The sequence below is a fragment of the Rugosimonospora africana genome (assembly GCF_016862975.1).
In the GTDB taxonomy this organism is placed as follows: Bacteria; Actinomycetota; Actinomycetes; order Mycobacteriales; family Micromonosporaceae; genus Rugosimonospora; species Rugosimonospora africana.
This window is the reverse complement of sequence record NZ_BONZ01000022.1, coordinates 20,791-32,628: the sequence shown is the minus strand read 5'-3', so window position 1 is coordinate 32,628 and position 11,838 is coordinate 20,791. Positions and strand designations below refer to the sequence as shown.

Here is an 11,838-nt window from a genome sequence, read left to right as displayed (position 1 = left end):
CCGCCCTCACGGCAGGATGGCGGCCTCCACGAGCGTGGCCTGGCCGGGACGCCAGCCGGTCGCCGACACCGCCACGTACCGTGCGGTGACGTGCAGCGGCGCCTGCTGGGTCGGTCCGGTCGCCGGGGCGAGCGCGGCGACGTCGGTGTAGGTCAGGCCGTCGGTGGACACCGCGACCCGGACCGCCGGGGTACCCGGCCGCGACCAGGTCAGCTTCACGCTGCCGGCCGGTACCGCGGCTCCCAGGTCGATCACCATCCGCCCGTCCGGTCCGGGTCGCCACGACGTACCCGGGTCACCGTCGACCGCGGTGGCCGGCGAGGACATGCCGGGCGGCAGCGGCGAGGTGGGGTAGGTCGTCGCGCCCCGGGCGAGATCGGAGGTCGGCACGTCCGGGCCGTGCGGGAACGTGACCGTGGTGTCGCCGCCGTCCGGTACCGTCGCCGGTGCGGTCTGCCCGTTGGCCAGCGAGCGCACCAGCAGCCGTACCGGTCCGGTGCCGGCCGGCGCTGACAGGCGCAGCGACCGCGACCCGTCGACGCGGACGGTCAGCCCGACCGGTGGGCTCCCGTTGCCCGGGGTGGCGACGGTGAACCGGGCCGCTGCCACGACCGCGTCGGCGCCCGGCAGGTCCACCGCGTACCGGCTGGCCCGCGTCCCGCTGACCCGCTGGGTGCCCTGGTAGGCGACGAGCGCCGGACCGGTCCGCGGCACGGTGAACTCCCCGGCGACCGACGCGCCGGTCAGGTTGAACACGCTGAGCTGGCCACCGACCAGGCTTGCCGCGAGCCCGGCCGGCAGGTCGGAGGGGGCCGGCGCGGCGGCCCGCCGGGCGGTGTCCACATCGGACTGTGCCGGGTACCCCTCGATGACCATCCCGGCAGAACCGGCCGCCGGCCCGTCGGACAGCACGATGCCGGCCCCGGTCACGGTGATCGGGTTCGTTCCCCCGCGCACCACGAAGCCAGCCCGACCGTCCACGTTGAGCCAGTTGCCGGCCGCCTCTACGGTCGCCGGCACCGCGGCCACCGTGCGCCAGGTCTGGCCGTCGCCGGAGACCTCGATGCGGTACTGCGACGCGTACGCGGTCTCCCAGCGCAGCACCACCCGGTTCACGCTGTGGTCGGCGCCGAGGTCCACGCAGAGCCAACCGGGGTTCGGCCGCTGTGCGGGCGCGACGGCCCACCGGGTGTCGGTGCGCCCGTCCACAGCCAGCGCCGGCGGGAACGGGCCGCCGGCCGCCTGGTTGCCGGAGTCGTAGGAGGAGGCGGTCGCGGTCGCGCCGACGGCCAGGTCGGTGCCGCCGTCGCCGTACACCTCCAGCTCGTACAGCGAGAATCCGTAGGCGGTCGCCGCGCGGTCGCCGTACATCCGCAGGTACCGTGCCGTGGTCGCGGCGAAGGCGATGTCATCGACGCCGCCGTCGCCGAGCCCGGTCTGTGGAGCGAGGGTGACGGAGCCGCCCGCCCAACGGAACGTGCGGTCGCCGTCCAGGCCGTCGATGCCGGGCATGGACAGGTTGGTCAGGCGCAGTACGCCCTCCCCCGCGCCCACACCGCCGCTGGCGTAGGCGACGGTGCCGTCCGGCAGAGTGGCGAATCCGGCCACGCCGCCGGGGGTGCGCAGGACCGTGGCGGTGGCGTCGATGCCGTCCCGCGCGCTGGTGTAGACGCGGCAGGTGCGGGACAGCACCGTGGTGGCCGTCGACGGCAGCAGGGCGGGGCTCGCGCCGGCGATGTCGAACAGCCAGTCATCGTGCTGGGGCAGGTAGGCGAACTTCACGTAGCCGGGCTTGGTGACCGAACCGGCCAGCGCCCGGGCCGACTGGTGCACCGCGAGGCCCGGACCGACGCCGTAGTCGATGGCGCCGCTGTGGTGGGCGAAGTATTCCGCGGCGCTGGCCGCGCGCACGTCTCCGGCGAGCCGGTCACGGTGGTAGTGCAGCAGGTAGGCCATGGCGGTCTCGGCGCGCGCCTCGGGCTCGTACTTGGGTTCCCCGCTGAACTTCGTCAGCCGGCCGGCCGGCGCGTAGCGCTCGTACGGGATCAGGTGGTCGGCGAGCATCCGCTCGGCCCGGGCGACGTACCGGTCGCCGTCGACCATCGCGCGGTAGGTCAGCGGCAGCAGGTTGCGCCCGTACAGGTGGTGCCGGTCGGCGACCATGAAGTCTTCCGGTACACCGGCGTCGGTGCCGGTCTGACCCATCACGAACCAGAGCCGGTCGGCGTTGGGCACCGTGGTCACCGCGGCCGGCACGTCACGCCCGGCGATGAGGAACTGGGCCACGTTGCGGCCCGGGTACGCCCCGATCGACTGCTGGTAGATGGGCGCGTAGGTGCCGTGGTTCTCCACCAGGAAGGTGTCCCAGATGTTGTCCGCCTGGTTGGCCGCGGCGATCGTGGTGCCGCCGGCCGGCGACGGGTTGGCCCGGTCGGCCGGCGGCAGCCCGGACATGTTGGTGGTCCAGCGGGACAGCCACTGTGCCCAGGCCCCGGCGTCCGGGTCGTCCGGCAGCCAGGCCAGCGCGGTGGCCAGCGGCATGGTCCGGGTGCCCATCTCCTCCATCTTGCTGTCCCCGGCGTAGCCGCCGGCCAGGCCGTTGGTGGTCCATCCCGGGGAGAGCGGGTCGGGGTCGGTGCCCAGCGAGACGACGTAGTTGGCGGTACCCCGGACGATGGCGTCGATCTGGTCGCGGGTGGCCGCGTCCAGCTGCGGCCACAGCAGCTTCGCGGCGGCCACGAAGTATGACTCCATTGTGGAGTCGAAGTACAGCTGCTTGCCCCAGGTGCCGGCCGCGGAGTTCCACCTGTTGTGCGCCGCCGCGTACCGGATGGTGCTCAGCGTGTGCTCCAGCAGGGTTTCCCGCTCGATGCCGGCGGCCTGCGCGTCGTACGTGCCGCTGGTGCACAGCACGGCGTTGCCCAGGACGCTGACGAAGTAGAAGTCCGGGATCGGGTAGCTCCCGGTGGCCGGATCCCACATGCTCTCGACGAACGGAGTGTTCAGCAGCAGGGCCTGGTAATACACGCCGGCCAGGGCATCCTGCGACCCGGCCGGTGCCGGAGCCGAGGCCGGGCCCTTCGCCGGGGCCGCGCCCGGGGATGCGGCTGCCGCCGCCGGAGCGGCGAGCCGGGCGGCCGCCACGGTGGCCGGTACGGCCAGCGCGGTACGGAGGAGGTTGCGCCTGCGCATCTCGTACTCCCCTCGTCAGCCGGTGCAGTTCGAGTGGTACAGGTACTTCTGCACGTCCGGAGTGTTGAGGTTGTCCTTCGTCGCCATCAACGCACCGGTGTGCACCAGCTTCTCGACCGGCTTGCCGGACAGGGCGTTGACCGCCTGCTGCACGCCCTGCGTGCCGATGTCCAGCGGCTTGAGCACCACCTGTGCCTGGGCCGAGCCGTCCTGCAGCGCCTGCACGCCGCTGGGGTTGGCGTCGAAGCCGACCAGCTTGATCTGCCCGGTCTTGTGCGCGTCCTTGATGCCGGTGGCCGCGCCCTGGCCGGTGAGCGTGTTGGTGGCGAACACCGCCGCGAGGTCGGGGTGGGCGGCCAGGCTCGAGGTCACCACGCCGGACGCCTTGGCGGCATCGTCGCCGGAGTACTGCTGTCCCAGGTAGTTCAGTCCGGCCGCTTCCTTGATGCCGGTCTCGAATCCCCGCACCCGGGCCTCCACTGTGGACACACCGGGCTGGGTGTTGATGGTCACCACCGACCCCTTCCCGCCGGTCTGCTTGGCCACCTCGGTCGCGGCGTCCTTGCCGGCGAGCTGGTCGTCGGAGGTCACCTGGGCGGCGGCGATCGACGGATCCTTGAGCGTCGTGTCCACCAGCACAATCTTGATGTTCTGCGCGGCGGCCTGCTCCAGCGGCGCCTGCAGCGCGGTGTCGTCGACCGGTGCGATCAGGATGGCGTCCGGCCGGCTGGCGATCACCGAGTTCAGGACGCTGATCTGCTCCGGCGCGTCCCACTTGCTCGGACCCTGAACGTTGACGTCGGCGCCGAGGCTGCGCGCGGCGGACTTCGCCCCGCACGCCAGGGAGCCGTAGAAGTCATCGCCCTTGAGCCCGACGATCAGGCTGATTTTGTAGTGCTTGCCGGAGCCGGCGCCGGCATTCGACGTGGACCCGCAGCCGGTGGCGGCCACGAGTGTCGCGGCGACGCCGAGGGCGAGGACTCCGACGGCACGCATCCTCCGCGGGCTGTTCATGCGATCCCCTCGCTTCGCATGCCGGCCACGCCGGGCATGGACGCACCGCAAATCTGCTCGCTCATGGGGTGGACCTCCTGTATCAGTCGCCGGGGACGCCCGGCTGGAATGGCTTTCGGAGGGCGATCGGTAAAACGTTTCTCTGGAGCGTTCTAGTCCACACCGGCGGGGGACGTCAAGAGTCGAGCCGCGCCGGCACCCGCCGTCGGTCAGTCGCTGCGGGTCGGTCGGGTTGGCGCCGGCGCCGGTCAGGTGCGGCGCGTCGGGTTGGCCGGCGCGGGCGCCGGTCGGGAGCGGCGGGTCGGGTTGGCCGGCGCTCGCCGGTCAGCCGCGGCGGGCGGGCGCCGGGCCGGTGCTGCCGCGCGGCACGAGTTCCGGCTCCGGCGAAGACACCAGGATCTGCTCCGCCTCGGCGCCGTCGATGCGCCGGGCGAGCAGCCGCACCGCCTGCCGGCCCAGTTCCCGCAGCGGCAACCGGACCACGGTCAGCGCCGGGTATACGTGCTCGGCGAACCACCCGTCGTGGAACCCGATGACGGACAGCCGCGCCGGCACGCTCACCCCGGCGTCCCGCGCCGCCGTCAGCGCGCCGACCCCGGCCAGCAGGGTCCCGGCGAACACCGCCGTGGGCGGGGTGTGCGCCGCCAGCAGGTCGGTCATGGCTCGATACCCGGTCTCCGGCCGGACGCCGCCGACCACCATGCGCCCGGTCGCGTCCAGGCCGGCGTCGCGCATCGCCGCCTGCCAGCCGGCCCGCCGGTCACGGGCGCGCGAGTTGGAGCCGCTGACCTGCAGGTACGCGATGTCACGGTGGCCCAGCGCGATGAGGTGCCGGGTGGCCAGCATCGCGGCGCGGCGGTCGTCGACGGCCACGCCGGACAGCGGGGACCGGACCCGTTCGTTGAGGATGACCACCGGCACCCGGGAGCCGGCGACCCGGGCGACCACCTTGTCCGAGGCGTCCCCGTCGCGTTGCAGCATGAGGCCGTCGATGGCGCCGCCCTGCACCACCCGGCGGAACGTCTCGTCGTCCGACGCGAGGCTGTTGACGTCGGCGACCAGCAGCACGCTGCCGCGCTCCCGCGCCTCCGCCTCGGCGCCGGCGATGATCTCGGCATACACGGGATTGTGGAGGTCGTGCACGGCCAGGCCGAGGGTGCCGGCCCTGGCCCGGCGCAGGGCGCGTGCGGCGTGGTTGGGCGTGTAGTCCAGCGCCGCCGCGACGGCGAGCACCCGGTCCCTGGTCTCGGCCCGGATGCGCAGCGTCGGATCGCCGTTGAGCAGCCGGGAGACCACCGATGCTGTGACGCCCGCCTGCCGTGCGACCTCCACGATCGTGGCCATCGGCACCTCTTCCTCGTCGCCGGCGAGGTTGACAGCCCACCGGAGTCACGGTATCAAGATAAACGATTTACCAGTTGCCCACCACGACTGGCCCACCACGAACGACGCCAGCACAGGGAGTCTTCATGTCTGGTCGACTCGACGGCACCGTCGCGGTCGTCACCGGCGCCGCAGCGGGCATCGGGCGCGCAGTGGCCCTGCGGCTGGCCGCCGAGGGTGCGGCCACCATGCTCGGCGACGTCGACACCGCCGGGCTGGCCGAGACCGCGGCCGCCATCGGCGACGCCGGCGGCCGGGCCGCCACGGCACGCACCGACGTCAGCGACCTCGGCCAGATGGAGGCGCTGATGGCCGGCGCCGTCGCGGCATACGGGCGGCTGGACGCGCTGGTCAACAACGCCGGCATCGCGCTGCCGGGCAGCGTCACCACCACCTCCGAGGCCGACTGGGACCGCGTGCTGGCGGTCAACCTGCGCGGAGTCTGGCTCGGCATGCGCAGCGCCATCCCCCACCTGCAGGCCAATGGTGGCGGCGCCGTGGTGAACCTGTCCAGCGTCCAGGCCATGCTCGGCTTCCCGCAGTGGGCGGCCTACGCGGCCACCAAGGGCGCGATCATCTCGCTGAGCCAGCAGGCCGCGGTGGAATACGCGCCGGCCGGCGTCCGGGTCAACTGCGTCGCGCCGGGCACCATCATGACCCCGATGAACGAGCGGATCTTCGAGACCGCACCAGATCCGGACGCGCTGATCCGGTCGTGGAACTCGATGCACCCGATCGGCCGGTTCGGGCAGCCCGACGAGGTCGCCGCGGCGGTGGCCTTCCTGCTCAGCCCCGACGCGTCGTTCATCACCGGGGTGTGCCTGCGAGTCGACGGCGGTCTCGCGATCGCCGGCCCGAGCGGCAGCCCGGCGTAGCGTGGCGGACATCGTCCTGCGCGGCCTGTGTTGGGACCATCCGCGCTGTGTCGCACCGATGGCCGCCGCGGCCCACGCCTGGTCGGCCCGCCGCCCGCAGGTGACCCTGCACTGGGACGCCCGGCCGCTGGCCGCGTTCAACGACCAGCCGGTGGCGGACATCATCGACGGGTACGATCTGGTCTTCGTCGACCACCCGACGATCCCGGAGGCGGTCGGGACCGGTTGCCTGCGCCCCCTCGACGGCCTCCTCGACCCCGCCACCCTGGCCGCGCTCGCCCGCGACTCGCTGGGCGGCAGCCACGAGTCCTACGGTCACGCCGGGCGGCAGTGGGCGCTGGCCGTGGACGCCGCCTGCCAGGTGGCCGCCGTCAACCCGCGCCGGTTCACCGGGCAGCCGCCCGCCACCTGGGACGCCGTGCTCCGCCTGGCGGCCCGGGGCCTGGTGGCCATCCCGCTGTACCCGAGCGACGCCATCATCTCCCTCATCTCCATGTCCAGCGTCGCCAGGTCCGGAGTCGCCACGTCCAGCGATTCCATGTCCGGCGACTCGATACTCGGCGACGCCGTGCCCGACATGGAGGCGCCGGGCGTCATCGCGGCGCTCGACCGCCTGGTCACCGAGCCGGCGGTCGAGGTGCTGGCCGCATTGGCGCGCACCGTCGACCCGCGCTGCTTCGACCTCAACCCGCCGGCCCTGCTGGACGCCATGGCCAGCGACGACCCGACCGCACCCGGCTACGCGCCGCTGACCTTCGGGTACACCGACTACCAGCGGCCGGCCCGCCGCCATCGGCTCGCGTTCACCGCCCCGCCCACCATGGACGCCGGCCCCGCCGCGGCCGTGCTGGGCGGCGCCGGGCTCGCAGTACCCGCGACCTCTTCGCACCCGCACGAGGCGGCGGAGTTCGCCGCGTGGGTGGCCGGCCACGACGCGCAACGCGACATCGTCTGTGTGTCCGGCGGCCAGCCGGCCAACGCCCGGGTGTGGTGGGATCCCGCGGCCGACGCGCTCGTCGGCGGCTTCTTCAGCGGAGTCCGGCAGACCATGCGCGCGGCCCGCACCCGGCCACGCGTGCCGTGGTGGCCGCGGTTCCAGCAGGCCGCCGGCGTGCGGCTCGCGGCCGCGCTGCGCGACCGGATTCCCGCGCCGCGGATACACGCGGACATCAGCGCCATGCTCGACCGGTACCGAGCCGAGGAGACCACGCCATGACCGTGACGACCGAGGAGCAGCGCCTCCATCCCCACCTCGCCGAGACTCGGGATGGCGGCGTCGCGACCCTGCGCATCGACCGGCCCGAGGCTCTCGGCGCGCTGTCCCGCGACATCCTGACGCACCTGCGCGACTACTTCGACAGGCTGCGTACCGATCCGGACATCCGGGTGCTGATCCTCACCGGTACCGGTCGCGGGTTCATCGCCGGCGCGGACATCGGCGAGTACGACGGCGCCAGCCAGGTCGCGTTCGAGGACTACCAGCGGCTCGGGCGGGCCACCTTCGACAGCCTGGCCGCCCTGCCCCAGGTCACCATCGCGGCGGTCAACGGCTTCGCGCTCGGCGGCGGGTTCGAGGTCGTGCTCTGCTGCGACCTGGTCCTCGCCGCCGAGAAGGCGAAGTTCGGGCTGCCGGAGGTGAAGCTCGGCCTGCTTCCCGGCGGCGGCGGGACGCAGCGCCTGTCCCGCGCCGCGGGCGCGGCGTTCACCAAGGAACTGGTGTTGACCGGACGCTTCGCCACGGCGGCCGAACTCGCCGGGCGCGGCCTGGTGGCCCGGGTGTGCCCGGCGGACCGGCTGATGACCGAGGCGGCCGAGCTGGCGGGCACGATCGCCGGCCTCGCCCCGCTCGCCGTGCGCGCGGGCAAGCGCCTGATCGACGACGGGCTGCGGATGCCGCTCGACCTCGCCCTGGACACCGAGCAGCGGGTCCTCGCCCGGCTGTTCGCCGGGCCGGACGGCAAGGAGGGCGTCGCGGCGTTCATCGCCAAGCGCGACCCGGTCTTCCGTGGCGACCAGCCGGCTTGAACCCGGCGCAAGCCGGGCCGGCCTCAACCGGCGCGAAGCGGGCCGGGCCGAACCGGCGCGGACCGGGCCGGCGGCAACCGACGCCGACCGGGCCGGCCCCAACCGACACGGACCGGGCCGGGGCTGAAACGACGCCGACCGGCCGCCGCGCCCCCGTCTTCCGCGGCGACCAGCCGGCCAGACTTGGCCTGAACCGGCGCGAGCCGCCGCCGAGCCGCTCCGTCAGGACCGCTGCTCGTCAGGACCGCCGCCCGCCCAACCGCGCTGCCCGTCCAACACCATCGGCTCGCCGGCTGCCGACGCCGCGTACGCGGCGAGAATCACCTCGATGACCCGCCGGCCGTGCAGGCCGTCGACGGCCGGCCCGGACGACCCGGCCACGCAGTCGACGAACGCCGCCAACTGAGCGGCGAACGCCGCGGCGATGTCGTCCTCCGTGGGTTCGTGCAGCACCTTCGCCCGACCGTCCAGGTACAACACCGTCCCGCTGTACGGGGACACGGTCAGCGAGCCGCGCTCGCCGACGATCCGCAGCCGGTCGTACGCCGCCGGGGCACCGGTGCTGGTGATGGCGATCTGGGCGGCCCGGCCGTCCACGAACTCCATGCGTACCAACGCATCCGTCTCGACCCCCGACCCCGGCGGGACCACCACGGTCGCGCTGACCCGGCGTGCCCGGCCGTCCATCAGCCACAGTGCCCGGTCCACCGAGTGGGCGCCGATGTTCATCAGGACTCCACCGCCGGCGACGCCCTGGTCCAGGAACCACGCGGGACGGGTACCGGCGCGGTAGTCGATGGTCCGCGAGTCGGCGATGAACAGAGGGCGCCCGATCTCACCGGCGTCGATGGCCTTCCGGGCCGCGACCTTTTCCGGCAGGAAGTGCTGCACGTGCCCGACCACCAGCCGCACCCCGGCGTCGGCGCAGGCGTCGATCATCCGCTGGCAGTCGGCCACCGAGGTCGCCATCGGCTTCTCCACCAGCACGTGCAGGCCGGCGGCGGCCGCGTCGCAGACGATGTCGGTATGCAGCGCGTGCGGGGTGTTGACCACGAACGCGTCGACGATGCCGGCGTCGAGCAGTTCCCGGTGGTCGACGAACGCCCGGGCGCCGTACCGGTCCCCGACGCGCTGGGCGAGCTGCCGATCGATGTCGCAGACCGCCGTGACCGCCGCGCCCGGAGTGCACGTGGCGGCCTGCGCGTGCAGGACGCCGACCGCGCCGGCGCCGATGAGGCCCAGCCGCACGCCGCTCACGCGATGACCCCAGACGCGGGGATCGGCTCAGACACAGCAGCCGGCTCGGTCACTGGGACCGGCTCCCGCTGCGCTCGCATGCCCGCCGCCTTCGCTCCGCACGAGTCACGCACCACAATGGACGGTCGCAGCCGGACCTGGTGCCGGGGCAGGTCCGGTTCGGCAAGGCGGCGCAGCAGCACTTCGGCGGCCAGCCGGCCGAGATGGTATTTCGGCGGCGAGACCGCGGTCAGCGGCACGTCGGCCAGATCGGCGATGTCGTCGTCGTACGCGACGATCGCCAACCGCTCGGGCACGCCGACACCGGCGCGGCGCGCGGCCGACAGGAGCATGGTGGCCTCCCGTTCGCCGAGGCTGACCAGACCGGTGGCCCCGCCGTCGACCAGCGTACGCAGCACCGGATCGGCCTGCCCCGGCTGCCAACCCGCGGGCGCCACGGCGATCCGGTCGACCACCTCGACCCCGAGTTCGGCGGTGGCTTTCAGGAAGCCGGTCTCGACCTGCTTGGAGGTGGGGTTGCCGCCGCGCAGCACCAGTCCCAGACGCCGGTGCCCGAGCCCGGCCAGGTGCGCGACGGCCTGATAGCCACCCGCCTCGTGGTCGGTCCGGACATACTCCGACACGTCCGCGGGACCGCTCGGGTCCAGGGCTCGTTCGACGAGGACCACGGGCACCTGCGCGCGGTTGAGCCGGGCCACGTACGCCTCCGGATCGTTGCGCTCGATCAAGGTGGGTACCAGCAGCAGTCCGGCCACCCCGGCGTTCAACAGCCCCGCCACGGCGCGCTCGTCCTCCTCCACGTCATAGTGCGAACAGGCCAGCATCAACCGGACCCCGGCCCGGGTCAGGGTCTGCTCGATGCCCTTGAGTACCCGCGGGAAGTACATCGTGGTGTCGGGTACGACGACTCCCACCGCGACCTCGCTCCCCCGCTGGCCGGCCGGTGCCGCCCCCTCGGAGACGAAGGTGCCCGCGCCCTGCCGCCGTACCACCAGGCCCTCGGCGGCCAGCATCTGCATGGCCCGCCGCACCGTGGTCAGGCTCACCGTGTGCGCGGTGGCGATCTCCTGCTCGGTCGGCAGCTTCCCGCCCGGCAGGTAGGCGCGTGATCTGATCGCGTCGCGGAGGTGGGTGGCCAGCCGCCGTGATTTGAGGTCGCGGCCCGGTGGATTGGGTGTGTTCACTTCACCGATCCCAGGGTCATGCCTTCGATGATTCGCCGTCCCAGCCACACGTAGCAGACCAGTACGGGCAGCACGACAGTACACACGCCGGCGAACAGGACTCCCCAGTCTCCGTCGTTGTACTGCATGCGTTGCAGGAAGCCGAGCAGGGCCAGCGACAGCGTCTGGTTCTGCTCGGACTGCAGGAAGATGAGCGCGAACAGAGTCTCACCCCAGTGCTGGATGATGTTGAGAATCAGCGCGGTGACGATGCCGCTGCGGGCCACCGGCATCATGATCTGCCAGAAGGTACGCCACGGTGACGCCCCGTCCAGCGCGGCGGCCTCTTCCAGGGCACCGGGCAGCGAGCCGAAGAACCCAGTCAGGAAGAAGACGGTGAACGGTACCGAGGTCGCGGTGTAGAGCAGCCACAGGCCGGGCAGGCTGTCGACCAGACCGAGCTGGTTCATCAGCACGAACAGCGGCAGCGTGATGGCCTGGGCCGGAATGCCGAGGCCCACGGCGAAGAACACGGTCAGCGCGCCGGACAGCCGGTGGGTGACCCGGGACAGCACGTACGCGGCCGGGGCCGACAGCGCGATGGTGGACAGCGCGGTACCGGCGACCACGAACAGGGTGTTCAGGAACGCCGGACCGAAGTTGCTGGCTTCCCACGCCGACGTGTAGTTGGACCACAGCCAGTGTGCGGGCAGCGCCCAGGGCCTGGCGAAGATCTCGCGTGTCGACTTGAGCGACGCGAGCAGCATCCACACCGCCACCGCGATGTTGAACAGCGCCAGTGCCCAGACCAGGCCGCCGCCACCGAACCGCTCGATCCAGCCACCGCGGCGCGATCGGCGGCCACGCCGTCGACCACCGGTGCCGGCCGGCCGCACGCGTCCGGGCACCGTCCTCGTCGTCACGCTCAT

Annotated in this window: 9 protein-coding genes; 3 read left to right on the top strand and 6 right to left on the bottom strand. The window is 73.0% G+C overall.

The window, feature by feature from the left end; translation table 11 throughout:
* Window positions 1–6 precede the first annotated feature (6 nt).
* From Raf01_RS12225 to Raf01_RS12215, 3 genes are all read right to left on the bottom strand, one after another.
* Complete coding sequence (locus Raf01_RS12225; RefSeq protein WP_203917937.1) at window positions 7–3,192, bottom strand: discoidin domain-containing protein; 3,186 nt, start codon at window positions 3,190–3,192, stop codon at window positions 7–9.
* Between the two features lie 15 nt (window positions 3,193–3,207).
* On the bottom strand, window positions 3,208–4,206 hold the full coding sequence (locus Raf01_RS12220; RefSeq protein ID WP_203917936.1) for an ABC transporter substrate-binding protein: 999 nt from the start codon (window positions 4,204–4,206) through the stop codon (window positions 3,208–3,210).
* 324 nt (window positions 4,207–4,530) lie between these two features.
* Window positions 4,531–5,550, bottom strand: a complete 1,020-nt coding sequence (locus Raf01_RS12215) for a LacI family DNA-binding transcriptional regulator (protein WP_203917935.1) — start codon at window positions 5,548–5,550, stop codon at window positions 4,531–4,533.
* Between the two features lie 125 nt (window positions 5,551–5,675).
* Between Raf01_RS12215 and Raf01_RS12210 the strand changes: the two genes are divergently transcribed.
* Genes Raf01_RS12210 through Raf01_RS12200 form a run of 3 tightly spaced genes read left to right on the top strand, consistent with a single transcriptional unit; the run spans window position 5,676 to window position 8,489 of the window.
* Window positions 5,676–6,464, top strand: coding sequence for an SDR family NAD(P)-dependent oxidoreductase (locus tag Raf01_RS12210; protein WP_203917934.1), 789 nt, complete (start codon window positions 5,676–5,678; stop codon window positions 6,462–6,464).
* 1 nt (window position 6,465) lies between these two features.
* Window positions 6,466–7,680 carry an extracellular solute-binding protein gene (locus Raf01_RS12205; RefSeq protein WP_203917933.1) on the top strand — a complete coding sequence of 405 codons (1,215 nt, stop codon included), beginning with the start codon at window positions 6,466–6,468 and terminating at the stop codon, window positions 7,678–7,680.
* Window positions 7,677–8,489 (top strand): enoyl-CoA hydratase/isomerase family protein, encoded by an 813-nt coding sequence (locus Raf01_RS12200; protein ID WP_203917932.1) that lies wholly within the window; start codon window positions 7,677–7,679, stop codon window positions 8,487–8,489. Before Raf01_RS12205 ends, Raf01_RS12200 begins: the two co-directional genes overlap by 4 nt.
* A gap of 222 nt (window positions 8,490–8,711) precedes the next feature.
* On the opposite strand, the gene Raf01_RS12195 is transcribed toward Raf01_RS12200, so the two are convergent.
* From Raf01_RS12195 to Raf01_RS12185, 3 genes are read right to left on the bottom strand one after another with little or no spacing between them, the layout of a single operon-like run.
* A complete protein-coding gene (locus Raf01_RS12195; protein WP_203917931.1) occupies window positions 8,712–9,746 on the bottom strand; it encodes a Gfo/Idh/MocA family protein in 1,035 nt (344 codons plus the stop codon).
* The gene (locus Raf01_RS12190) at window positions 9,743–10,930 is read right to left on the bottom strand and encodes a GntR family transcriptional regulator (RefSeq protein WP_203917930.1); all 1,188 of its coding nucleotides are present in this window, start codon (window positions 10,928–10,930) and stop codon (window positions 9,743–9,745) included. The genes Raf01_RS12195 and Raf01_RS12190 overlap by 4 nt, the downstream gene beginning before the upstream one ends.
* Window positions 10,927–11,838, bottom strand: coding sequence for a carbohydrate ABC transporter permease (locus tag Raf01_RS12185; protein WP_203917929.1), 912 nt, complete (start codon window positions 11,836–11,838; stop codon window positions 10,927–10,929). The genes Raf01_RS12190 and Raf01_RS12185 overlap by 4 nt, the downstream gene beginning before the upstream one ends.

Excerpts from the sequence above, each read along its gene's own strand:
- Raf01_RS12215 (WP_203917935.1), bottom strand. The coding sequence starts at position 5,550 with ATGGCCACGATCGTGGAGGTCGCACGGCAGGCGGGCGTCACAGCATCG.
- Raf01_RS12220 (WP_203917936.1), bottom strand. The coding sequence starts at position 4,206 with ATGAACAGCCCGCGGAGGATGCGTGCCGTCGGAGTCCTCGCCCTCGGC.
- Raf01_RS12225 (WP_203917937.1), bottom strand. The coding sequence starts at position 3,192 with ATGCGCAGGCGCAACCTCCTCCGTACCGCGCTGGCCGTACCGGCCACC.
- Raf01_RS12210 (WP_203917934.1), top strand. The coding sequence starts at position 5,676 with ATGTCTGGTCGACTCGACGGCACCGTCGCGGTCGTCACCGGCGCCGCA.
- Raf01_RS12200 (WP_203917932.1), top strand. The coding sequence starts at position 7,677 with ATGACCGTGACGACCGAGGAGCAGCGCCTCCATCCCCACCTCGCCGAG.
- Raf01_RS12185 (WP_203917929.1), bottom strand. The coding sequence starts at position 11,838 with ATGAGCGTGACGACGAGGACGGTGCCCGGACGCGTGCGGCCGGCCGGC.